Consider the following 24,139-nt stretch of genomic DNA (forward strand, 5'->3'; position numbering starts at 1 on the left):
AGCACAGGGTGGGCAAAGGCTCGTCCATGGCTGCCGAGACCTGCGTTTTCTTCATTCTTTTTGCAGCAAAACCGAGAGCCGCTCACAGGCCTGGGCCAGTTCCACCTCGCACGTATTGATCTCGCAGTCAGGCGCAAGCGGTGCTTCGTAGGGGCTGTCGAGCCCGGTGAAATTCTTGATTCGCCCGGCACGGGCTTCGCGGTACAACCCCTTGGGATCACGCTGGGCACAGATTTCGAAGGGCGTGCTCACATACACCTCCATAAAGGTGCCCTGGCGAAATAATTGCCGAGCCGCCTCCCTGTCGGCGCGAAAAGGGGAAATGGCCGCAACGATCACAATCAAGCCGGCATCGACCATCAACCGCGCCACTTCGGCGATCCGCCGGACATTCTCTTTGCGGGCCTCGGCATCCATTCCCAGGTCACGGCACAACCCCTGACGCAGGTTGTCGCCGTCGAGCAGGCACGTATGCAAGCCTTGCTGGTTGAGCTGCACTTCCAAAGCATTGGCCAACGCCGACTTGCCGGCCCCCGACAACCCGGTCAGCCAGATACAACGCGGCCGCTGGGATTTGATCGCGGCCCGATCCGCAGGTGTGAGCGCCAGCGCGTAAGGGCGAATCTGCGCCTGTTGCATCAATACCTTTGACGTCTCATTCATAACCGAGCATCTCGTAGTCACGTTGGTACACCCGCCGCACCAGCCGGCGGGTTCGCACTGAGCAGATGTCCCTGACCGGCACCGTAGCTCGTTGCTGCGTGCGGTTCACGTGGGGCAACGTCGCGGCCAGGCCCAAATGTTCACACACCCACTGATAATCACGGTCCAGATATTCCTGATAACCGATAAAGTCCATCGCCAGGTGGCCGAGGGAGTCGGTGAGGAAATCCGTCTGGGCTGCGAAATGCAATTGCCGCGTAATGTTCTCTGGATGCAGCCAGCGGGCGACGAAATCATCGAAGTCGCGGTAATGGCTCACCAGTTTCTGCGCAGCGTGATCGCGCAGCCCCAACTTGTTGCCCCGCAGGAAAGCATAGGCCGAATACGCACGCTCCAGCGGGTCGCGAACAAAAGCAAATTTGAAACTGGCCGCGTACTGCTCCGGAAACTGCTCTTCGTACCAGTACAGCGGCAGATGCCCTGGGCTGTAGCCATCAAACATCCCCACGCAAATGCTGCTGCCGGCGCATTTGGGCACATGGATGAACAGGCAGGAGCGTTGGGCGAAGGCTTGGGGGAAACGGCAATTGGCCGACATCGATTTATTCACCACCTGTCGATCGACAACCGACAGGCGCCCCAACAGAAAGGAGCGCTGCGACTTTGGCAGTAGCTTCCACAGGTAACGTTGCAGCATTCAAGTACCCGCGCGAAGGGGTTGGCCCCCTCGATCATTAGAGTTCGTTCAGGAAAGTCCTGTGGCCGAAACCTTAACAAGCACGGATCGCAGATTTATTGTGGATTGGTCAAGAAGTGTAACGGTTTAGATACAAACACCTGTAGGGCTGAATACACTCAGCGCCTACAGGTTTCATCTTGCACTCAGGCGATATTCTGAGCGGGAGCATCCAGCCCCATGGCATGAAGGCGAGCGTAGTAGCCATTCTGCGCCAGGAGTTCGCCGTGGGTACCCCGCTCGACGATGCGCCCCTGATCCATCACCAGAATCATATCGGCCTTTTCGATGGTCGACAGACGGTGGGCGATGACCAGGGTCGTACGGCCTTTCATCACCTGGTCCAACGCGGCCTGGATATGCCGTTCAGACTCGGTGTCCAGCGCCGAGGTGGCTTCGTCGAGGATCAGCAGCGGCGCGTTCTTCAACAGCGCCCGGGCAATGGCCAGGCGCTGGCGCTGGCCGCCGGACAAGAGCACGCCGTTTTCGCCCACCTCGGTGTCCAGGCCTTTGGGTAACTGCGCAATGAAGTCCATGGCGTAGGCGTCCAGGGCGGCCTTTTCAATGTCGGCCCGTGGCGCACCGGCCAGGTCTCCGTAGGCGATATTGTTGGCCACCGTGTCGTTGAACAACGTGACGTGCTGGGTCACCTGGGCGACATGACGACGCAGGTTGCGCAGGCGGTAGTCTTCGATTTCCACGTCGTCGAGCAGAATCTGGCCGACGTCATGGTGATAGAAGCGCGGGATGAGGCTTGCCAGGGTCGACTTGCCGCTGCCCGAGCGGCCCACCAGTGCAATCATCTGCCCAGGTGCCGCCGTGAAGCTGATGTCCTTGAGCACTTCCCGGTCGGTGCCAGGGTAGGTGAAGCTCAGGTTGCGCACGTCAAGACGGCCGCTGACGCGCTCCTTCTCAACCGTGCCCCTGTCCACTTCCGGCTCGACGTCCAGTTGCTCGAAGATGCTTTCGGCACCGGCCACGCCTTTCTGGATGGTGGAGCTGACTTCCGAGAGCTGGCGAATCGGCTTGGGCAACAGGCCAGCGGCCGTGATGTAGGCCACCAGGTCACCGGCCGTCGCGTCACCGCGCAGGAAAAGCACCAGGAACATCAGCGCCGCCATGGCGGTGTAGATCACCAGTTGCAACATCGGCGTATAGACCGCGCCGGTGCGAGTCATACGCAACTGTTTATCGGTATTGCCCTGGCTGGCACGGGTAAAGCGCTGCTCTTCGTAGGTCTCGCCGCCGAAGCTGCGCACCACGCGGTAACCCTGGATGGTCTCGGACGCGACGTGGGTCACGTCGCCCATGGCCACTTGGATCTTTTTGCTCTGCTTGCGGAATTTCTTGCTGGTATTGCTGACCATCACGGCGATCAGCGGCAGGATCGCCAGCATCACCAGCGTCAGCTTCCAGTTCATCCACACAAGGTAAGCGAAGAGAAACACCACGGTGAGACCTTCGCGTATCACCACTTTAATGGCATCGGTGGCAGCACCGGTAACCATGGTCACGTTAAACGTGATGCGGGAAATCAGGTGCCCGGAATTGTGAGTGTCGAAATAGCGGTTGGGCAGCACCAGCAATTTATTGAACAACTCGACTCGCAGGTCATGTACCAGCCCGAGGGAAACCTTGGCCAGGTAATAGTTGCCCAGGAACGACCCGAGGCCCTGCCAGGCAGCGATCAGAATGATCAGCAGCGGCACCGCCATCAGCAGTTTCAAGTCTTTGAGGTACGGCACGTTGGGAAAGAGCACCGCATCGGGGTTGCTCAAGCCGTCGACAAAATATTTGAGGATCCCGGCCAGCATGGGCTGGGTGGAAGCAAATATCACGAAACCCACGATACTCAGCAGGAAAATGCCCGCGTAGGGTTTGACGTATCCCAGCAACCGAAAATAGATCTTCAGGCTGGAATCCTGTTCCGCTTGGGGCGGTGCGTCACTCATCGTCGGGCTCACTGGTTAGGAAGAACGCGGAATTTTATCACAGCCATCGGACTTGACCTGCGCCCAGGCCAAAACGCTGGCCAGGCCAATCGGCAGCCAGCTGATGAACCATTCGGCACGAGGGGTTCCGGTCAGGCTCGCGGCGTCGAACTGCATCGCCAGGAACGAAAACACCCACATGCCAAGTACACCCTGGCCCAATTGGGTCTCGCGGGCCCGCCAGGCTTCACGCAGCACGGCGAACCAGACGATACACCACAGCAACAGCCCTGGCAGCCCGAGCTGAATGGCGACGTGGCTGAACAGATTGTGGGAGTGATCGAAAGAGAGGCCGTGAGACACGATCTTGTAGTCTCCCGCCAACCCAAGACCGCCCCACGGACGTTCGGCGATCATGTGCAGGCTCGACATGAAAATCTCGGGCCGATAGGAAGCACCGCGCGCCATGACCAGCGGCTCGAGCAACCAGAAAGTCAGCATTGCCAGCACCAAAGCCGTGCCCGCGATGAAGCGCGCGCGCGGGTCTCGACGGTAAATCGGCATGGCCAGCACGCTGAGCAACAACGCCAGCGCCGCGCCGCGACTCTGGCACATCACCACAAAGACCCCCAGCAGCGCCAAGGCCACCGCCCAAAGTACTTGCAGGCCGATATGACGCGGTACCCAATGCAGCATCCAAATCGCCGCCAACCCGATCACGTAGCCGCCAAGAATCGGATGGGCCAACTCACCCAGCCCTTCCAGGCGCGCCACCCAGTGGTTGTGTTCAATGCCGTAGAAATGGACGATGGCCATCAAGGCTGTCAGCGCAAGCCCTACGCCACCCCATTGCATGATACGAATCACTCGCTCGGGCTGACCGTCGGCAAAAATCGGGAAAAACAACAGAAACACCAGAATATAGAGCAACCGCTTGGCTTCGCGGGCGGGCTCCGGCACTTGGGACCAGAGCAGGGTGATCAGCGCCCAGACCGCCAGCGCCAGCAACGTCATGTAAATCAAGCGTTGTGCACGCCACAGCTCCACCAATCGATGACGCGCTGGCCAGGCGAACATGATCGCTGGCACCCAGACAAACGCGACCAGCCCTTGCTGATAGACCTTATTGGTCGGTGCCAGGGCTATCGCCAGCAAAAACCATAACAAGCCGAAGGCCATCCACACCTGCGCCCAACGTGTTGCTTGCATCTGTTGCTCCTAAACGGTCTACCAGCCAAACCGGCATGGTTAAAACAAAAACTTTTGGGCATCATGGCCCGCCACGGCACCGGTTCTTTCAACAAGGTTTCCCTACGATGCAATCCTCACGGCTTCCCCAAGCCGCTTTGAATCAATTGATTGAAGGCGCCAACATTCTGGAGGCCGACAGCTATGGCCCAAAAGTCTATCTGTTGCAGGATGGGAATATCCTTAAATTGTTTCGCCGCAAGCGGCTTTTTTCTTCGGCTCTTTTACGGCCTTATTCAACGCGATTCATCAATAACGCGGCCCGTTTGCAGACACTTGGCGTACCGACCCTCGAAGTGCTGGCCTTCTACACATTGCCAAAGCCCGGTATGACCGCCGTACTGTACCGGCCTCTTCCGGGAAAAACCCTGCGTCAACTATCGAATCAGGAAAACTTCAGCTGGCAGCAGACCCTTCCGGCGCTGGTTGAGCTGATCCGCAGCCTGCACGATTGCGGCATTTATTTCCGCTCGCTGCACTTGGGCAACATCGTCGTCACCCCTGAAAACAAACTGGGACTGATCGATGTGGCCGATATGCGCTTCCTGCGCGCTCCATTGCCGCGCTACCTGGCGCGCCGTAACTTGCAGCATTTCGCTCGTTATATTAGCCGGGAGAACCTGAACGGGAGCTTTCCGATGCAGGCACTGGAAAACGCCCTACTGCCTGTCTGAGAATAGCTGCCGAGCGGTCTGGCTGAAACTCAGCCAGGCCTCGTCAGGCGCCAGTGCCTGGTATTGGCCCGCCGCGACCGCGTCAGCCGGAGCCTGTGAAGCCCGCACAATCGCATCGCGCCAGGCCGCGGCGTCGTTGACCGGGGCGTACCAGCCAGCGTCGCCCAGTTGTTCACGGAACACCGCCAGCTCGCTGGCCATGACCGGAACGCCGGCCATGACCGCCTCTTGCAGGATCAGGCCCAGGCCTTCGTCAAGAGACGGGATCAGCACCCAGTCGAACGCTTTATAGAGCGTTGCGACGTCCTCAAGATGCCCCGCCAGCAACACCTTGCCCACCAGATCCGGCTGGGCAATCCGCGCTTGCAGCGCTTCGCGTTTCGGCCCTTCACCGGCAATGACCAGGCGCCAGTCGGGCTGGTTCACCGCGGCCCGGGCAAACGCCTCCAGCAGGCAGGCGAACCCCTTGTCACTCACCAGCCGGCCGACAGCACCAAACACCCGCAGGTTTGCTGACGGCAAGCCCAGTCGGGCGCGAGCTTCTTCGCGAGGCACGAGTGCAGAACGAAAGGCCTGCGGATCGAACGCGCTGCGCAGCGTCGTGACCTGGATATCCAGTTCGTCCTGAAGCGAGGCCGCCAGGGTCTGGGAGACCGCCGCCAAGGTCAGGCGTGAAGCAGGAAACCCGCGCATCAGCTCGCGGCCCGCGGCGTTGAGCCGAGTCGAGCCATGGAAGATCACCACCACGCGAATCTGCGGCAGGTCCTTGAGGACCGGCAGCAAGGTGCGCGCCACGCCGACACCATCGAGCAACACGACACGAGCGTCACTGTCGAGCAATGCCTGACGGAAACGGCTGCGCATCAATGGCTTGAACAGGCGCCAGACATGTCGCCCCTTGAGGCGGGCGGAAGTAAGGTTCCACTCCCGCGCCGGCCCCACATCGACCTGGCAGGAAGACGCCGTGCCTTGCAAGAGCCAGGTCTTGATGGGCATCGCAGGCTCGATCCGGGACAGTATCTGCTGATGAACCTTGTGTACCGAAGCGAACGGAGGACCACCCGCCCACATGACATTAATAATGCTCATCGAGCAGCAAACCTTTTATCGCGAGCCCGGATTCGTGCTTCGAGACATTTAATAATTGATAAGCCAGCCAATGCAGACTCCGAGCAAGAGAACCAGAGACAGCTTGACTTGCTCGCGGCGCCTGCGGCGTGCCTTGCGTTCGCGCTCCACGGGCACTTCCACATGAACCCCGAATCCGGTGTGCAAAACAGCATCCCCTTCCAGTGTTACAGCCGTCAAGTCGAGCTGTGCATAGCGAAGCGACAGGGCTTTTTCGCCACCAAAACCGGCAAAAGGTGCGCAGAGTTGATATTCCTTCAGCCGTCGCAGACCAGGATTGAGAGAAAAGCTCTGCCATTCGGGCTTGTCTGAAATCAATGGATAACAAGGCACTCCACCGATGACTTCACGCTCGCCCAGGTGAATGTAGGGACTGTGTACGCACAAGTCGTAGACATAGTTGCGCAACCACACCTGCAGAATACCGGGGCGTTGTTCCAGGATCGTGCGCGAATCTTCCACGAAGGCTGGGCGGTAGAACTCCCAGTCGTCCTCGCAGTGAAAGATATAAGGCGTCTTGACGTGGCTATACGCCAGATCGATCGAGGCCAATTGGCCCAGCTTCGGTTGATTGACGAATACCGTACAGCGGTCCTTCCAGTGAGCGGGGATAACGCCATGTACACCTTCGTCGCCGGCATCTTCGGTAATGAAGACTTCACGAATCGACGCGGTATTGTAACGGTCGAAGCTCTCGAGGGTCCGCTTGAGCAGATCGAGCCGACCGCAGCTGGTCACCACCAGGGTAATGTCGCTTTCATCGGAAAATCGCACCTGAAATACCATTTAGTCAAACACCATCTGAACATCAGGTGGCTGAACGGTTCCTGTCAAACGCCCAGTTTCAGGCGCAGTTTTTCCAGCAGGCTCAACGATGCACGAGGCCGCAAGGGCGGCGCCAGCGCTTCAACGATCTTCTGCCCGATGCGCGCGAAGGTGAACTGTTCCAACGCCAGCGCCTGGCCGTTTCGAGCAACACTGTACGCCAGTTCGGGGTCGGCACGCAGTCGGGAAAGCTTTTCCTGGAGTTGCGGGATGTCGCGATACAGCACCACGTTATGCATGTCCTGCAACCCCAGCGCACGTGCTTCATCGGCCCCCTGATCGAACGCCAGCAGCACACAGCCGCAGGCCATGGCTTCGAAATTCTTGATCATGAATTCGCCCATGCCCACGTCGGCACTGACGAAACAGCGGATACGGTTGAGGGTCTCGCAATATTCTTCGCCGGACTTGGTGCGGGTCACCACCAGCGGTTCGACGCGTCCCAGCTCATCCAGCAACGCCTTGCGGCCGCTGTAGGCGACGCTGTTGGTGCTGCCGACAAAGGCCAGTTCAATATCTCGCTCGCGCCCCTGATCCTGCAATAACGATTGATCGTAGCCCTTGGGCACGAACACCGCATCGAAACCTTCGGCGCGCAGACGTTCGGTCACCATGAAACCAGAACTGATGACCCGCACCCACGGCAAACGACGATAGTGGGCACTGAACTTGCCGGTGTATTTGCACGGGATGTAGTTCTGATAGGCGTCGTGCTCGAGGATCACCAGGTTGGGGATCGTGCGGATGAACCCAGCCTGACGGATCTCCTGCTTGAAGCGCAGGAAAAATACGATCCGGTCGTAGCGCGATACGTCCACATGGCGTCGGAAATATCCCCGCAGGTTGCGTTGCTCCTTGCTGTCGAGCCAGCGCAGGTCGCACTCGCAATGAGCGGCCACGCCTTCGTAAAGTCGGTCCAGGATGGCCCGCTGTTCTTTCTGCACCAGAAATAGAACTTTCATCGTCTTCCTTGCGGCACCGAACGACTTGATAGATAACCGGGGGCCTTTTTGTGCCGTAGCGCAAAGACGCCCCACCGTGGGCCCTTACAGTCGCCAGAACAGTTCATGGCGACGCACAGCCTTGCGAAAAAATTCGTTCTCGCCATACGACGACCGGACGCGCCCGGCCAGCAGACGCTGGATGCCACGGCGCAGGCGACGCTTGAACGGTGCAGGCGGCTGCAGATCGTGCATCATGCCCAGCGCCATGGCCTTGTCGCGCTGTTCGGCCAGCGCCAACGGCAGACTGACGGGATGCATCGGCCGGGCCGGATCGAAAAACGGCGGCAACGCAATGCCCACGCCCGCATCGCCCATGGGCCAGCGGTCGTTGTCGTGCAGGTGATTGGCATAGCCCAGCAGTGTGGTGGGTTGCCATTCCAGGCCTTCGAGCGCTTGCATGACGGCATGGTGCGCGCAGAGATGATCAGGGTGCGGGTCGAGGGCCGGGTGCGGCAACACAATGACTTCGGGGCGCGCCTTGAGCAGCAGTTCGCGCAGGTCTGCCAGCAAGTTGTTCCAGGTCGGTGCGCCGTCGGCATCGCCGGGCAAGGCAAACGGGTTCAACTGGCGAAACAGCCGGGTATCGCTCAGGTCCGCCTCGCGAGAGCCCTGGGGCTGGCCGGGTGCAGCTTGCATGGCCGCCAGTTGCAGGCAGAAGTAACCCAGTTGCACGCAGTGGGCTTCTGGTACTCCGGCCCAGCGCGGCACGGCGATGCTGTCCCAGGCTCGCAAACGACCCTTGAGCCGCGCGGCTTCGACGCGGTCCAGGCCCATCTGCTGATAATGCTCGGCTTCGATTTCGCCAGCGGTCAGGGTAACGATCCAGGCTTCCTCAGCCTGGCTGTACAGCCCGTAGGCAGCCAGCTCCGCATCGTCGGCGTGGGGAGCGATGACCATCACCCGCTGACGCTGCACCGGCGGCGAAGTGAAAGACCACAACATCGGTTCGCCCAGCAAACGACAAAAGCGCCCGCGAATACGCAGCTCGCCCCGGGACATCGCCGGGCCCTGCTCGCTAAGGTTGAGGTAGCGCAAGCCGTTGACCCCGCGCTCGAAGGTTTGTCGATCCGGATATTCACCGCCCGACAATTCAACGACCGGGTCAATGAAACGCCCAAGCCAGGTGCTTTTAACCCTTAGCGCGAGGATCAGCGTTGCGCCATCGTCCAGAATCACGCCCTCGTCCAGCCGCAACCGCCCTGCATTCAAATGCACCTTGGGCTGCTGGGTGAACGGCGGGAAGCTGTACTGATAGTCGTCCTTGGGCGAATAAAACAGATGATCGGCGAACCACGCCTCATGAGCGACCCAGCCCAGCAGCGCAAGCACCAGTGGCAACCACCAGATCACCCACACCCCAAGCAGGGCCAGTACGACGAGCGCGAGCAACAGCCCCAGGCGCTTGTTGCGACGGTGGCGCTTGAGCAACTGCTGCTTGCGGCTCATCGGTGGGTTCATACGGTAAACACCGGCACGGGGTTGCACCAACGGTCCTTGTACTCCCGGTCCGCCCGACCGAATGAAAAACGCAACGGTTTGCCGGCGGCACGGGCCTGTTCCCAGGCGCTTTGGGTGTTGAGAAAGCTCAACACGCTGCCGGGACTGAATTCACGGGTCTGCGGGTCGACGCCGCCGTTGATGTACTCGACGCTGATCCACTCGGGTGCTTCGACGCGATACACCAGTTGAATGGCAATCGGCGCATCATTGAGAAAGATCACCGAACCGATCAACAGTTCACGCAGCAACTCGATCACCTCGCCCATGCGCTCGGCGCCGGTGGCCGCAAAACCCCAGCGACGCAGGAACAGATCGCAGTAGATCGAGGCCAACTGCGCGCTGGAAAACTCGCCGACCGGCCGCACGACCCCGCCCGCCTCTTCCAGCAAACGCAACTCACGGCGCTGGTTGTAGCGAAACTTCTTCGACAGTTCCTCCGGCGTGCGGGCCATGGCCAGTTGTTCTTTCTGCAGTTTCAAGCCGCTGAAACGCCCCTCGTTGAGCGCCGACAGGTAACGCCCGCGATGACGCAACGGCGCCTGTGCATCGGCTGCCGCCGGCAGAATCAACTCGGCATTGCCCAGGTCGAACAAGCCTTTTTTGCCGCTGCGCTTGAGCACGTCCTTGGACAGTGCCAGATCGCGGCCCCAGGTCGGGATCGCCGCTTTGAGTTCGCCGTCCTGTTCGAAGGCCAGGTAACGCACGGGAATCCCGGCCAGAGCCGCCAGACGCTCGACCACCAAGGGATGAGTCGCCACACTGCCGCCAAAACGTTGCCAGGCCTGGGCATAAATCGACGCGTCTACAGCTGTCCAGCCGCGCTCGCGCCAGCCTTGGAATCGGTTGAGCATCAGGCCCTCGGCGCCAGTTCGGTGACTTGAGGCAAACGCCAGAACGCATCGCGTACGGCGCGATCCGAGAAGCGTTCGCGCAAGCGGTCGAGCATCAACTCGGCGCATTGGCGACGCTGCAAATCGTCCATAGCGGCCAGGTGTTGCAGCCCCTGAGCCATGTGTTCGGCGTCGCCCAACGGAAACAGAATACCCACGCCTTCGACCACTTCCCTGGCCCCGCCGCAGGCCGTCGCCAGCAGCGGTACGCCGGCGGCCATGGCTTCGAGCAGCACCATGCCGAACGGCTCATGGTCGGAACTCAAGGCAAACACATCAAAGGCGCGAAAATAGCGCCGCGCCTCGGGCACCTGACCGAGCAACAGAACACGGTCGGCAATGCCCAACTCCAGTGCCAGCTCCCTGAGGTCCTGTTCCAGTCGGCCCTTGCCGAGAATCGCCAGTTGACTGTGGGTCGGCAGATACGCCAGCGCCGCGGCAAAGCCGCGCAACAGTGTGGCCTGGTCCTTGTCCGGGTGCAGGCGACCGACGTTGCCGATAATCCAGGCGTCCGTATCCAGCCCCAGGGTGTGCCGCGCTTCCTCTCGGGAGACCAGGCCGGCCTGTACGGCGTCCAGGTCAATACGGTTGTAGAGGGTCTGGATCTGGGTGGCCGGCCATTTCGGCAGGCAGCGGCGCATGTCATCACGCACCGCATCGGAAACCCCGAGCAAGCTCAGGCGCTTGCGAAAAACATGGGCAAACAGCCGGCGGGTACGCCGCTGGTAGTCGCCAAAGGCATGATGCACGCCAATCACCGGCAGACCGGTGCCGAGCAAGGCGATGTAAATCGGCTTGAAGCGGTGGGCAATGCAGAAACTGAAATTGCGCGAGGCGGCGATCTTGCGCAGATCGCCAATGGCGCCCAGCTTCAGGCCACGAATGGCGCTGGAGCTGTACTCCATGAACAGCACCTCGTCCGAGGCGCAACCGGCGGCGACTTGCGCATCGGCCGTTCCGGTGAGAAACACCGTGGTCACACGATAGCCAGTGCCCGCGAACAGGCTGGCGTACTGACGGGCACAGTCCAGGAACGGCCCGTCATAACCGTGGCAGAACTGCAGCACATGTCGCTCAGCCGAGCGTGTCATAAGCGTCCACGCCGTCTTTGACCACCAGAATGTCTTCCATGATCAGGTACTGCAGGTCGGAGCCAAAAAACATGTTCAACGCGTCGGTCGGCGAGCAGATCATCGGTTCGCCACGACGGTTGAGCGAGGTGTTCAGGGACACACCGTTGCCGGTCAGGACTTCCAGGGCCTTCATCATGTCGTAGTAGCGCGGGTTGTATTCACGCTTGAGCACCTGGGCCCGGGAAGTGCCGTCTTCATGGACAACTTCCGGCACGCGGGTTTTCCATTCTTCGGCCACTTCGAAGGTGAAGGTCATGAACGGTGCGGGGTGATCGACCTTGATCATCTGCGGCGCAACGGTGTCGAGCATCGACGGGCAGAAAGGCCTCCAGCGCTCGCGGAATTTGATCTGCTCGTTGATGCGATCGGCCACGCCACTGGCACTCGGGCAACCGATGATCGAGCGACCGCCCAAGGCACGCGGGCCAAACTCCATGCGGCCCTGGAACCAGGCCACCGGGTTGCCGTCGACCATGATCTTGGCGATGCGCTCGGGGGTGTTGTCGATCTTGCGCCACACCGGCTTGCTCGGATGACGGGCGCACGCGGCGATCACGTCTTCGTTGCTGTAGGCCGGGCCGAGGTAGACGTGTTCCATCTTCTCCACCGGCACGCCACGGGCGTGGGACACATAAGCCGCCGCACCCACCGCAGTACCGGCGTCGCCGGAAGCCGGTTGCACGAACAGCTCCTTGACGTCGTCACGGGCGATGATTTTCTGGTTCAGCTTGACGTTCAACGCGCAGCCGCCGGCGAAAGCCAGCTTGCCGGTTTCCTTGAGCACGTCGCCCAGGTAATGGTCGATCATTTGCAGCGCAAGCTTCTCGAACAGCGCCTGCATGCTGGCCGCGTAGTGAATGTACGGCTCGTCGGCGATGTCGCCTTCACGTTTCGGACCGAGCCATTCGATCAGCTTCGGCGTGAAGTAGAAGCCCTTGCCCTTCTCTTTATAGCGACGTAGGCCAATCACGTTGGCGTACTCGGTGTTGATCACCAGTTCGCCGTTTTCGAACGAGGCCAGGCGCGAGAAATCGTACTTGCTGGCATCGCCGTAGGGCGCCATGCCCATGACCTTGAATTCGCCGTCGAGCATTTCAAAGCCCAGGAACTCGGTGATCGCGCCGTACAGGCCGCCCAGGGAGTCCGGGTCGAAGAATTCCTTGATCTTGTGGATCTTGCCGTTTTCGCCATAGCCAAAGAACGTCGTGGCGTATTCGCCCTTGCCGTCGATGCCCAGGATCGCGGTTTTCTCTTGGAAACCGGAGCAGTGGTAGGCGCTGGAGGCGTGGGCCAAGTGATGCTCGACCGGCTCGATCTTGATTTTTTTCGGATCAAAGCCCAATTGTTCCAGGCACCAGACGATCTTGCGGCGATAGCGCTTGTAACGACGGTTACCCATCAGGATCGCGTCGAGGGCGCGGTCCGGGGCGTACCAGTAACGCTTGGCGTAGTGCCAGCGCGCTTCGCCGAACAGACTGATCGGGGCGAACGGAATCGCCACCACATCGACGTCGGACGGCTTGATGCCGGCCTGCTCCAGACAGAACTTCGCCGATTCATAGGGCATGCGGTTCTTTGCATGTTTATCGCGTACGAAGCGCTCTTCCTCGGCCGCCGCGATCAGCTTGCCGTCAATGTACAGCGCTGCGGAAGGATCATGGCTAAGGGCGCCGGACAGGCCAAGAATCGTCAATGCCACAGGGGTCTAGCCTCTTATGTCTGCATGCGGGCGACAAGCGCCTCGAAAATTGATGTGCCACTCGCCGGGGCGAAGGGCAGCTAAAGGGCGGGATTATAGCTTAAAAGCAGCCTTAAGCCTCTAGCTGCAAGCGGCAAGCTTGTGGCGGGTTGTCGATAGCGTGTTCATTGACAGCTATTGGCTACCAACATAGGCTTCGCGCAAATGGACTGGGGGATCCCGGTCGGCGTCTAAGCCTCGGTGAGTCTCACCGGGGCTTTTCGCTTTCTGGAAGAGGGAATAATCAGCTCAAGCCGAAGTCCCAGCTTCCTTGGGCACCCGCCCATCAATCACCCGATACAACGCACTGTTCTCAGGCCAATTGCGCATGAACCGTGCCCGATCACGGGCGTAGGCCGGGGCGAAGCTGGTGTGGGTGCGGTGTTGGCACATGGAGTCCAGGTCGATCAGCGCCCAGCGGTCTTGCTGCCAGAACAGGTTATGGCCCTTCAAATCGCCGTGGCTGATACGTTCGCGTATCAGGTCGGCGAACAGCCGGTCCAGCGCCAGCAATTGCGGCTCGGGCGCTTCGCCGCTTTCCACGTAAGGAGAGAAGCGCTCGATGATGTCGGGCCCCGACAGATGCTCGGTCACCAGATAAGCGCCGCGACGCAGCCACAGAAAGCGCTTTTCCAGCAATGCCAGCGGCTTGGGCGTGGCGATGCCGAGAAAGGCCAGGCGATGGCCTTCGCGCCAGGAATGCCAGGCGCGGCTCGGGCGCCAGAAGCGCTTGAGCCAGTGGGCGAAGCTTTTGATGTTGTAGCGTTTAATGACCAGGGGACGGCCGTTCACCTCGACTTTGCCGACGCTCGCCGCGCCACCGGTCTTGTACAGGTGGCCCTGGTCAAGCAAGGCGTCGGCCTGCTCCAGCACCGGCGTCATGGCGGCTTCTTCGTCGCGGCGAATCGCCCGCAAGCCAAACGGCCCGCGCTGTACGCTGAACAAACTGCACTCGCGCCCGACCTTCTCCAGAAAGTCCTTCAGGCGCCAGGTGTGCACCTTGTCGATCTGCTTTTGCAGCGCTTGCATGGGCAATGCGTGTTCGGCGTTACTCAGCAGGTAATGCACCAGCAGCTCTTCGTTGAACGGCTCGATGGATTTGGGCAACTGGGCGAAAAATACCCCGAGGTTCTCGAGGACTTTCTGCCGCGACAACGGTTGGCCCGGGGTTTCAGCGCAGATACCGGCGCCGTCGATCAAATAGAGCTTGCCGTCGTGGCGCAGCAGGTTGTCCAGATGCAGGTCTTCCTGCCATAGGCCTTTGCTGTGCAGTTGTGCAATGGCCCCCAGGGCTTGGGCCAATACCGCCGCTTGTTCGTCGGCCAGCAATGGCAGATGTTCGACCTGTTGCCAGGCGTCCCCCAGGCTTTGGGCACGTTCGAGCAACTCGAACAGCAACCAGCCGCCCTCGCCCTCTTTCAGGCCATCGGCCAGCAATAACGGCGTCGTCAGCCCCTGCTCGGCCAGCATTCGCACGCCTTGCAGTTCACGTTGAAAGTGCCGAGCCGCCTTGCTGCCCACCAGCAATTTGGCCAGCACCGGCCGACCACGCCAGACGCCCGCACCGACGTAGCGCTGCCCCGGCAGCACCCGCAACAGCGAAAGCAGCTGCAATTGCGCCGGACCGGCGGCGTCCGCCAGTTCCAGGCTCAGGGGCAGGCTCGGGCTGCGGCCGGCACTCTTCAATTCGGACAGATGCATCAACGGGCCTCCTTGTGGCTGCGCCGGGCAGTCAGGCGGGTCATCCAGCTGTCGACCAGCGCGCTGTCGAGGGGCTGGTCCAGATAGGCAGACAGCAATTGACGCATATCGTCGTTACTCCAGATTGACGCACGACGCAGCAAGGGCTCCAGATCCTTGACCCGATCACGCTGGCCGAACAGCAGCGGCCGGGTCTTTTCCAGGTCGATCAACTGCGCCTGATAGCCGCTGGCGGTGGTTTGCATAAAAATGTGCTTGGGGTAGAAGCAACCGTGAACCTGGCGCATGCCGTGCAGGTTGCGCGCTAACTGACCACAGGCTTTCAGGATGGTGGTGTGTTGCGCCGCCGTCAGGGTCGACCAACGCTGCAGCAGTGAATCCAGGTCATCCCAGCCGTCCAGGGCACGGGTCAGCAAGATCGCCCGCACCTCGCCGCCCACTTTGCGCTGACCGTAGAACACCGCTTGCAGGGCCGGAATGCCCAACTGACGATAACGGCTGATGTTGCGAAACTCCCGGGAAAAACTCGGTTCGCCAAAGGGGTGGGACAAGGTTCGGGTCAGGTAATTGCTCTGACGCTTGAGGTAATAACCCTGCCCTTCCAATTCCAGGCGGAACACGCTGCTCCAGCCGTCATTGGAGGTATTGGGTTCGTCCACCGCATCCAGTTGCCGCGCCCACAAGGCCTCGAAGCTGTCCAGGCCATGACGTTGCAACAACGCCCGGTCTTCAGCGGCCAGAAAATCAGTCATTCACGCCCCTCGAAAAATCTCACCACGTGACGGATGCGATTTTTGTCGCGCGCATCGAGCCGGTCACTCTGGCGGTATTGCAGGTAAAAGCGCAGGCGCTGAGTGGCCGACAAGTGATACTTGGCCACCTTGTCCAGGCATGCCAGGTCTTTGGTGATGCGGTATTTGAGCCAGAAGCCGCGCCAGAAATCGCCGTTCGGGCAGTCGATCAGAAACAGCCGGGCCTGGTCATCGATCAGCAGGTTGCGCCACTTCAGATCGTTATGGGTGAAGCGCTGGTCGTGCATGGTCCGGGTGTAATCGGCCAATTGCCGGCTCACCCCATCGACCCAAGTGCGGTCCGTCAGCCTCGGATCGTGACGTTCGGCCAGGGCCGAGAGGTCTTCGGTGCGAGGCAACTCGCGGGTGATCATCGCCCCACGGGCATAGGCCGCGCCGTTTCGCTCCAGGCCCCAGGCAATGATTTCAGCGGTGGGAATGCCCCACTTGGCGAAGCGCTTGAGGTTCTGCCATTCGGACTTGACCCGTGGCTTGCCCAGGTAACGTCGCAAACCCTTGCCGGCCCCGACGTAGCGCTTGACGTAATAATTCACGCCGTTGCGCTTCACCCGGATCACTTCTGACAGCGGGTCGCGAGTCAGACGCTCCCCCTGAAGGGCGAACACTGCGTCGAGGCTACCGAAATCCTGCGAAAGCTCAGCGTAGGCCGGTTCCAGTTTCCAACCCGACATCAGAGCGCATCCCCGTACCGCTGCTTGCGTGCATAAAGCTTGTTGGCCTTGCCTTCGAGCCAGGCCAGCAGCGAAGCCTCTTCGGCCAGGATCCGGCGCAGCGGCTGCTGGAAGTAGCCCTTGAGGAAGCGCAGCTTGTCGCGACGGGTCAGGCCGATGTCCAGCGCCGAGAAGTACAGCGCCGCCAGGTCTTTGTTGCGCCAGCGGGTGGTGATGGCCGGACGAGTCTGGGCGCGGTGCAGGTCGATCACCGAGAGCTTGAAATCCTGCGCGTTCACTGGCTTGTCGGTATGCAGCAGAAAGTGGCAGATGTAGCAGTCGCGATGGTTGACCCCGGCGCGGTGCATCATGCCGGTCATGCGCGCCACTTCGGCGATCAGGGCACGCTTGAGTTTGGGCTGCGGTGGCTGCTTGACCCAGTCGATGCTGAAATCTTCAAGACTGACAGTCGGCGCCAGCTCTTCGGTGACGATGAACGAATGCTGGTCCGCCGGGTTGCTGCCCTTCTCGCCATACGCGACGGCGGTCATGGTCGGCACGCCGACTTCCTGCAAGCGCTGGATGGCTTTCCATTCCTGACCCGCGCCCAGTACCGGCAGCTTGGCGGTGAGCAGGTTCTTGAAGATCTCGCCCCAACCGATGCCGCGGTGGATCTTCACGAAAAAGCCGCGACCGTCCACCTCCGTGCGCAAGGTGCGCCGGGCTTCCAGTTCGCGATAGACCTCGCCCTTGAGCGCCTCGACTTCGGCGAACGCATCGCGCCCGGCCCAAAGGCTCTTGAACGGTTCGGCCAGCATCAATTTCATTGTGCGTGCTCCGCCAATATCACATCGGCCGCGTGCTGCGGCATGCTGTAGAGGTCGGCCTTCTCGGCGAAGGCCAGACCATTGCGGCTCCAGGCCGCCCGTGCGTCGGCGTCGCTCAACATTCGGCCCAGGTACTCGGTGAGCTGTGCCTGTTCGAACGGCTCGTCCAGCACCAGGCCACTGTCGGCCTCGGCGATGTAATGGGCGTACCCGCACACCGCACTGACCAGCACCGGCAACCCGGCCACCAGCGCTTCGAGCAGCACGGTGCCGGTGTTTTCGTTGTACGCCGGGTGAATCAACACATCGGCCCCCAACAGAAAACGCGGAATGTCGCTGCGGCCCTTGAGGAACCGGACGTTGTCACCGAGCCCCAACGCGGCGCTCTGCAATTGGAATACTTTGGGGTCGTCCTGGCCGATTACAAACAGCCGGGTGCGTTTTTTCAGTTCGCCAGGCAGCGCGGCCAGGGCCTTGAGGCTGCGATCCACGCCCTTGGTCTTGAACCCGGAACCGATCTGTACCAGCAGCAGCTCGTCATCGGCCAGCCCGAATTCGGCACGGAACGCGGTGCGAATCGCGTCGGCGTCGGCGGGCCGGCGACGGTCCTGGGCGATGCCGGGCGGCAGCAGGTGAAAGCGCTCCAGCGGCGTACCGTAGTGCTTGATGAACAGCGGCTGCTGCACTTCGGAAATCATCAGCACGTCGGTTTTTGCGTCTTTGGCGAAGACCGCCCGCTCGTACTCGGCAAAATGCCGGTAGCGGCCCCAGCGCCGGTACAGCGAATTGCGCAGGTTCTGGGCCTTGTCTTCGAAGCAGCCGTCGGCGGCGTAATACACGTCCAGGCCGGGCATTTTATTGAAGCCGATCAGGCGGTCTACCGGGCGCTTGGCCAGGTCGGCCTCCATCCACGCACTGAGTTTCTCGTTGCGACGGTGGTTGAACAATGCCTTGACCGGCGCCACCAGCACTTCGAAGCCCGGCGGCACGTCACCTTCCCATATCAGCGTATAGACGCGGATCTGGTGACCGCGCTGCTGGCATTCCAGGGCGATGCGCATGAAGTCACGCTGCAGGCCACCGAAGGGGAAGTATTTATAAAGGACAAAAGCCAATTGCATCAGCGCGGCTCCTCAGCCAATAACGTGCTCAGGCGGCTGGCAACACGCTCGGGGTTCAGACGCGTGAAGCACAGGGGCTGCTCGCGTTTCAAGTCAAACCGACGGGCATCTTCGGCGGTCGGCGGGTAAGTGCATTGTTTCTGCATGCAGGGCGCGCAAGGGAAATCGCTGGCGAGGTGAATCTGGCCCTTGCCATAGGCGCCGGTCAGTATCGGGTTGGTCGGGCCGAGCAGCGAAATGGTCGGTACGTCCAGGGCCGCGGCCAGATGACCGAGACCCGTGTCCACCGCCACGCAAGCCTGGGCACCGGCGAGCACTTTGCCTACCCCGCCCAGGTTCAGTTTCGGCAACACCTCGGCGTTGCGCAGGCCCTTGGCGATGCGCTCGGCCCGGGCTTTCTCCAGCGGGCTGCCCCACGGCAGCTTCACCACCACGCCGACCTGGCCCATGCGCTCGGTGAGCTGACGCCAGTAGAGTTCAGGCCAATGCTTGGATTCCCAGGTCGTGCCATGCAGGAACACCACGTAGGGGTATTTGCGCGGCAATTCCACCAGGCGATCGACGCGCAGGCCGTAATTGCCCATGGTTTTGGGCAGGTCATAACCCAGCGCCACGGCGAACAACTGCCGAACGCGCTCTACCGCATGCTGACCACGGGCCACCGCCAGGCGTCGGGAATAGAACCGCGCGGCCAGGGGTTCGCGAGCCGAGTGTTTATCCAGGCCGGCCACCGGGGCCTTGACGTAGCGGGTCAGCCAGGCGCTTTTCAGCAGCCCTTGGGCATCGATCACCAGGTCGTACTTTTGCGCGCGCACGCTCTGCTTGAAACGTCGCCACTCGCCGCTCTTGATGGTTTGCCAGAGGTTTTTGCGCCAGCGCCGAATCGCCACCGGAATGACCTTGCCCACGGCCGGGTGCCAGGTAGGGATTTCGGCGAAGCCTTCTTCCACCACCCAATCGAATTTGATGCCAGGAATCGCCCGCGCCGCGTCGGTCAGCGCCGGCAGGGTGTGGACCACATCCCCCAGCGAAGAGGTCTTGATCAGCAATACCCGCAAGTTACTGAACCTCCACCGGTGTGCCCTGCAAACGTCCCAGGGCATCGTTCACCGACGGCGGCATGAGCTGGCGCAGGCAATTGTAATGACCGAAGCGGCAGGTGCGGTCGAAGCACGGGCTGCATTCGATGCCCAGGCGCACGACTTCGACCTTGTCGGCCAGCGGCGGCGTGAAGCCTGGCGAGGTTGAGCCGTAGACCGCCACCAACGGGCGGTTCAAGGCCGCGGCCACGTGCATCAGGCCGGAGTCGTTGGACACCACCGAATCGGCGCAGGACAGCAGGTCGATGGCCTCGGCCAGGGAGGTATCGCCGCTAAGATTCACCGACTCTTCCCGCAGCCCCGGGATCAGCCGCGAGCGGATGTCTTCGCCCACCGGGTGATCTTTTTTCGAACCGAACAGCCAGACTTGCCAACCGTCGCGAATCTTCGCCTCGGCGACTTGGGCGTAATGGTCCGCCGGCCAGCGCTTGGACTCACCGAACTCGGCACCCGGGCACAGGGCCAGCACCGGCCGGTCCAGGCTCAGGCCGAACTTGGCCAGCGCCGCTTCGCGGGTCACAGGGTCGATCAGCAGGCTCGGGCGCGGATACGGCGTGGGCAATTCGACACCCGGCTCGTAGGCCAGGGCCATGAAACGCTCGATCATCAGCGGGTAGCGATCTTTGTCCAGCGTGCGCACGTCGTTGAGCAGGCCGTAGCGGAACTCGCCACGCCAGCCGGTGCGCTTGGGAATGCCTGCGAAGAATGGCACCAGCGCCGACTTCAACGAATTGGGCAGCAGGATCGCCTGGTCATACTGACCGGCCAGGGATTTGCCGATGCGCCGCCGGGTCGACAGTTCCAGCACGCCGTGGCCGAGCGGGAAGCTCAAGGCCTTGCGTACCTCGGGCATGCGCTCAAGAATCGGCCGGCTCCACTCCGGGGCCAGCACGTCGATTTCGCAATGCGCATGGCGTTGCTTGAGACACTGGAACAGTGTCTGCGCCATCACCATGTCACCGACCCAACTGGGCCCAACGATCAGAATATTCATGTGGTTTCCAAAAACGATACGGGGAGGCCTACGCCTCCCCGCCTCGAGAATCACTGTGGCTTAGGTCGTTACCTGCTGCCTTCAAAAACACCGCGAATCCAAAACTGTGGGAGCGGGCTTGCTCGCGAAGGGGCCATTACATTCAACATCAATGTCGTCTGACACATCGCCATCGCGAGCAGGCTCGCCCCCACAGGGGTTTTCATGTATCTCAGGAGCGGCGCTGGCTAGTTCCTGCCTGCTGCCCCCCCTCAAATACACCACAAATTTACTGTGGGAGCGGGCTTGCTCGCGAAGGGGCCGTCACATCCAGCCTCTGTGTTGCCTGACGCACGGCTTTCGCGAGCAAGTTCGCTCCCACATTTATTCCTCAGCTTAACCCCAGCTCGCGCCAGATCCGCAGCACCTGCCGGCGCTCATCAACGAACTGCTCGCCTGTAATCACCCCGGGATCTTTCTGCAAGGCCTCGCGGTGAGCGGCGGAGCGGTAGGCCTTATAGGCCTCGCGCAACAGGGTAGCGTCTTCGGCCGGCATCAGCCCGGCCTCTTGCAGCCCTTCCAGAATGCGGATGTTATCGGTGTAGCGCAGCAGCGACGGGTGCTCCTCGGACCACGCCAGGGCCGCGTATTGCACCATAAATTCAATATCGACGATACCTCCGGCATCCTGCTTGAGGTCGAAGGGCGCCGTGGCCTCGAAGGCATTTGGCGCGGTTCCGGCGGCGGTGACCTTGCTGCCGAGATTATCGCGCATCTTGGCGCGCATTTCGCTGACCTCCTGGCGCAACGTCGGCAAATCACGCTGGCGCCCCAGTACCTGGGCGCGGACCTTCTCGAACGCCTGGCCCACGTCCTGGCTGCCTACCAGCACCCGGGCCCGAACCAACGCCTGATGTTCCCAGGTCCAGGCTTCGTTCTCCTGATAACGGGCAAACGCCCCAAGGGAACTGACCAGCAACCCCGACGCCCCGGACGGGCGCAGGCGCATGTCCACCTCATAGAGTTGCCCGGAGTTGGTCTGGGCGGTCAGCAAGTGAATGATCCGCTGGCCGAGCCGGGTGAAGAACTGTGCACCGTCAATGGGTTTCGGGCCGTCGGTTTCCGCCTGCGGGTCGCCGTCGTGGATGAACACCAGGTCCAGGTCGGAACCATGCCCCAATTCCAGGCCACCGACCTTCCCATAACCGACAATGATGAAGCCCGGATCGCACAGGCTGCCATCGGTACGCAGCGGCACGCCGTGCTTGGCCGCGGTCTGGCGCCAGGCCAGGGCCAGCACTTGCTCGAGGATCGCCTCGGCCAGCCAGGTCAGGTAATCGCTGACTTTCATCAGCGGCAGGCTGCCGGTGATTTCCGAGGCCGCCACCCGCAAACGATGCGCCAGCTTAAAGTGCCGCAACGCCTCCATCTGCTGCTCGAGATCATCCTCGGGGATTCGCGTCAGGCGCTCACGCAGCTCCGCCGCCAGCTCCGGCGCCAGGGGCGGCTTGAACAAGCGGCCTTCGTTGAGCAATTCATCGAGCAGCAGTGGAAAACGAGTGATCTGCTCAGCGATCCACGGGCTCGCCGCGCACAGTGTCAGCAAGCGTCGCAAGGCGCCGGGGTTTTCTGTCAACAGCACCAGATAGGCCGAGCGACGGGCCACGGCTTCCACCAGCGGCAGCACCCGCTCAAGCACCAGGTCGGGACTGGCATGCTCCACCGCCTGGGCCAGCAGACGCGGGATGAACGCATCCAGGCGTTCGCGCCCCAGGCGCTGCATGGCGCGTAATTGCGGGCTGCCGCGCAGGGCGGCCAGTGCCTTGAGAGCTTTGGGCGCATCGACGAAACCGCCCTCCTCCAACTGACGGCACGCCGCCTCTTCATCCTGGCTGTCTTCCCACAACGGCAACCATTCGCCGCCCACCACCACTTCGCTTTCACTGCCCTCTTCTTCATCCGGGTCAGCGATGACTTGGCCGAAATGCCAGGCCACACGTGTGCGCCAGTACATTAATTGTTCGTGGAACGCCGCCCAGTCGGCAAAGCCCAGCATGAATGCAATGCGCGCCTGATCCTGCGGGCTGTCCGGCAGCATTTGGGTCTGGCGGTCGGCGATGGCCTGGATCGCGTGTTCGGTATACCGCAGAAATTCATAGCCCTGGCGCAGCTCGTCAATCACCTTGGCTGGCAGATAACCCTGGCCCTCCAGGGTGCCTAACACTTTCAACAGCGGGCGCTGCTGCAAGCTCAAGTCGCGACCGCCATGGATCAACTGGAACGCCTGGGCGATGAACTCCACCTCGCGAATGCCGCCCGAACCCAGCTTGATGTTGTCGGCCATGCCCTTGCGCCGCACTTCCTGCTGGATCAGCTGCTTCATTGTCCGCAGCGCTTCGATGGCGGAAAAATCCAGGTAGCGGCGATAAACGAACGGGCGAAGCATGTCGAGCAGTTGCGCACCGGCCACCTGATCGCCCGCCACCACCCGCGCCTTGATCATGGCGTAGCGTTCCCAGTCGCGGCCTTGATCCTGGTAATACTGTTCCAGCGCGTTGAAGCTCAGCACCAGTGCACCGGCCGAGCCGTAGGGGCGCAGGCGCATGTCGACGCGGAACACAAAACCGTCGACGGTCATCGGGTCCAGGGCCTTGATCAGGCGCTGGCCAACGCGAATGAAAAACTCCTGGTTATCCAACGGCCGCTTTACGCCGACGGTTTCGCCCCCCTCGGGGTAGGCGAAAATCAGGTCGATGTCCGACGACAGGTTCAGCTCTACCGCGCCGAGCTTGCCCATGCCCAGAATGACCATCTGCTGCGGCTCACCGCTGCGTCGACCGGTGGGTGTGCCAAATTGCTGGCTCAGGCGCTGGTACAACCATTGATAGGCCTGGTCGATGCAGGCATCGGCCATGTCCGAGAGGTCGCGGCAGGTCTGGACCAGATCGGCCTGGCGGGTCAGGTCGCGCCAGATGATCCGCACCTGCTGGCGGGTGCGCTGGCGGCGCAGGACGCGGCCCAGTTCGTCTTCCGTCTCGGCGGCCTGTACCGCGGCGCCAATCTGCGCGCACATTTCACCGGGGGCGAAGCTGCGGTCCAGTTCGCCGCTGCGCACCAGCTCCAGCAGCATCGATGGGTCGCGTACACTCTGCTCAATGACAAAATCACTGGCGGCGGCGATGCGGTTGAACTCGTCCCAGCGTTCGGGCGTCCAGGTGGACAGACCGTGGTCGTCGTCCAGTAAGGCGACCACCGCACGGAACGACTGCTCGGCACGACTGACCAATGACTGGAGAATGGTCGGGACTTTGGCAAGCGAGGGCAGGCTCATGGTCTATCCTTGGTCGGCGCGGGAAAGGCTGGATGTAGTGTTTTTTCAAAAGACACTACCTTGTCGACTGTCGAACAAAGATGATAAATAGCTGAAAATTTGATTTTATTGGCAGCCGGCATCAAGTTTTTACCTGTTCGAGTTGGCTAAAGAC

The 24,139-nt window shown here is 61.3% G+C and carries 20 protein-coding genes; 1 reads left to right on the plus strand and 19 read right to left on the minus strand.

What is annotated here, in order from left to right:
- Positions 1-51: 51 nt before the first annotated feature.
- The 4 genes from cysC to ACA047_RS26925 form a co-directional block, all read right to left on the minus strand.
- Positions 52-663, minus strand: coding sequence for an adenylyl-sulfate kinase (gene cysC / locus ACA047_RS26910; protein ID WP_497354618.1), 612 nt, complete (start codon positions 661-663; stop codon positions 52-54).
- A complete protein-coding gene (locus tag ACA047_RS26915) occupies positions 656-1,360 on the minus strand; it encodes a sulfotransferase family 2 domain-containing protein (RefSeq protein WP_497354620.1) in 705 nt (234 codons plus the stop codon). The genes cysC and ACA047_RS26915 overlap by 8 nt, the downstream gene beginning before the upstream one ends.
- A 185-nt stretch (positions 1,361-1,545) precedes the next feature.
- Entirely contained in the window at positions 1,546-3,351 is a 1,806-nt protein-coding gene (gene msbA, locus ACA047_RS26920; RefSeq protein ID WP_497354622.1) for a lipid A export permease/ATP-binding protein MsbA, read from the minus strand.
- Positions 3,352-3,366: 15 nt separating this feature from the next.
- Entirely contained in the window at positions 3,367-4,539 is a 1,173-nt protein-coding gene (locus ACA047_RS26925; RefSeq protein ID WP_497354624.1) for an O-antigen ligase family protein, read from the minus strand.
- A gap of 107 nt (positions 4,540-4,646) precedes the next feature.
- Here ACA047_RS26925 and ACA047_RS26930 point away from each other — a divergent pair, with 107 nt between their 5' ends.
- Positions 4,647-5,252: a BUD32 family EKC/KEOPS complex subunit gene (locus ACA047_RS26930; RefSeq protein WP_497354626.1), complete on the plus strand. Its 606-nt coding sequence runs from the start codon at positions 4,647-4,649 to the stop codon at positions 5,250-5,252.
- Here the strand turns inward: ACA047_RS26930 and ACA047_RS26935 are convergent.
- From ACA047_RS26935 to glnE, 15 genes are all read right to left on the minus strand, one after another.
- Positions 5,238-6,341, minus strand: coding sequence for a glycosyltransferase (locus ACA047_RS26935; protein ID WP_497354628.1), 1,104 nt, complete (start codon positions 6,339-6,341; stop codon positions 5,238-5,240). The two genes, ACA047_RS26930 and ACA047_RS26935, sit on opposite strands and share 15 nt — an antisense overlap.
- Positions 6,342-6,389: 48 nt before the next feature.
- Positions 6,390-7,154 (minus strand): glycosyltransferase family 2 protein, encoded by a 765-nt coding sequence (locus ACA047_RS26940; protein WP_497360558.1) that lies wholly within the window; start codon positions 7,152-7,154, stop codon positions 6,390-6,392.
- A 56-nt stretch (positions 7,155-7,210) separates the two neighbouring features.
- The gene (locus tag ACA047_RS26945; RefSeq protein ID WP_497354630.1) at positions 7,211-8,167 is read right to left on the minus strand and encodes a glycosyltransferase family protein; all 957 of its coding nucleotides are present in this window, start codon (positions 8,165-8,167) and stop codon (positions 7,211-7,213) included.
- An 84-nt stretch (positions 8,168-8,251) separates the two neighbouring features.
- A complete protein-coding gene (locus tag ACA047_RS26950; protein ID WP_497360560.1) occupies positions 8,252-9,655 on the minus strand; it encodes a PIG-L deacetylase family protein in 1,404 nt (467 codons plus the stop codon).
- 8 nt (positions 9,656-9,663) lie between these two features.
- Positions 9,664-10,560 carry an antimicrobial resistance protein Mig-14 gene (locus ACA047_RS26955; protein WP_497354632.1) on the minus strand — a complete coding sequence of 299 codons (897 nt, stop codon included), beginning with the start codon at positions 10,558-10,560 and terminating at the stop codon, positions 9,664-9,666.
- The gene (locus tag ACA047_RS26960; protein ID WP_497354634.1) at positions 10,560-11,690 is read right to left on the minus strand and encodes a glycosyltransferase; all 1,131 of its coding nucleotides are present in this window, start codon (positions 11,688-11,690) and stop codon (positions 10,560-10,562) included. Before ACA047_RS26960 ends, ACA047_RS26955 begins: the two co-directional genes overlap by 1 nt.
- The gene (locus ACA047_RS26965; protein ID WP_497354636.1) at positions 11,674-13,431 is read right to left on the minus strand and encodes a carbamoyltransferase family protein; all 1,758 of its coding nucleotides are present in this window, start codon (positions 13,429-13,431) and stop codon (positions 11,674-11,676) included. Before ACA047_RS26965 ends, ACA047_RS26960 begins: the two co-directional genes overlap by 17 nt.
- 288 nt (positions 13,432-13,719) lie before the next feature.
- A complete protein-coding gene (locus ACA047_RS26970) occupies positions 13,720-15,171 on the minus strand; it encodes a lipopolysaccharide kinase InaA family protein (protein ID WP_497354638.1) in 1,452 nt (483 codons plus the stop codon).
- Positions 15,171-15,923, minus strand: a complete 753-nt coding sequence (locus ACA047_RS26975; RefSeq protein ID WP_497354640.1) for a lipopolysaccharide kinase InaA family protein — start codon at positions 15,921-15,923, stop codon at positions 15,171-15,173. Before ACA047_RS26975 ends, ACA047_RS26970 begins: the two co-directional genes overlap by 1 nt.
- Positions 15,920-16,654, minus strand: a complete 735-nt coding sequence (locus ACA047_RS26980; protein ID WP_497354642.1) for a lipopolysaccharide kinase InaA family protein — start codon at positions 16,652-16,654, stop codon at positions 15,920-15,922. Before ACA047_RS26980 ends, ACA047_RS26975 begins: the two co-directional genes overlap by 4 nt.
- Positions 16,654-17,460 (minus strand): lipopolysaccharide core heptose(I) kinase RfaP, encoded by an 807-nt coding sequence (rfaP, locus tag ACA047_RS26985; protein ID WP_497354644.1) that lies wholly within the window; start codon positions 17,458-17,460, stop codon positions 16,654-16,656. Before rfaP ends, ACA047_RS26980 begins: the two co-directional genes overlap by 1 nt.
- Positions 17,457-18,581 (minus strand): glycosyltransferase family 4 protein, encoded by a 1,125-nt coding sequence (locus ACA047_RS26990; protein ID WP_497354646.1) that lies wholly within the window; start codon positions 18,579-18,581, stop codon positions 17,457-17,459. The genes rfaP and ACA047_RS26990 overlap by 4 nt, the downstream gene beginning before the upstream one ends.
- Complete coding sequence (gene waaC, locus ACA047_RS26995; protein WP_497354648.1) at positions 18,581-19,639, minus strand: lipopolysaccharide heptosyltransferase I; 1,059 nt, start codon at positions 19,637-19,639, stop codon at positions 18,581-18,583. The genes ACA047_RS26990 and waaC overlap by 1 nt, the downstream gene beginning before the upstream one ends.
- Position 19,640: 1 nt before the next feature.
- On the minus strand, positions 19,641-20,675 hold the full coding sequence (gene waaF / locus ACA047_RS27000; protein ID WP_497354650.1) for a lipopolysaccharide heptosyltransferase II: 1,035 nt from the start codon (positions 20,673-20,675) through the stop codon (positions 19,641-19,643).
- A 370-nt stretch (positions 20,676-21,045) separates the two neighbouring features.
- Positions 21,046-23,985 (minus strand): bifunctional [glutamate--ammonia ligase]-adenylyl-L-tyrosine phosphorylase/[glutamate--ammonia-ligase] adenylyltransferase, encoded by a 2,940-nt coding sequence (gene glnE, locus ACA047_RS27005; RefSeq protein ID WP_497354652.1) that lies wholly within the window; start codon positions 23,983-23,985, stop codon positions 21,046-21,048.
- Positions 23,986-24,139 lie beyond the last annotated feature (154 nt).

The sequence above is a fragment of the Pseudomonas sp. LBUM1664 genome (assembly GCF_059695895.1).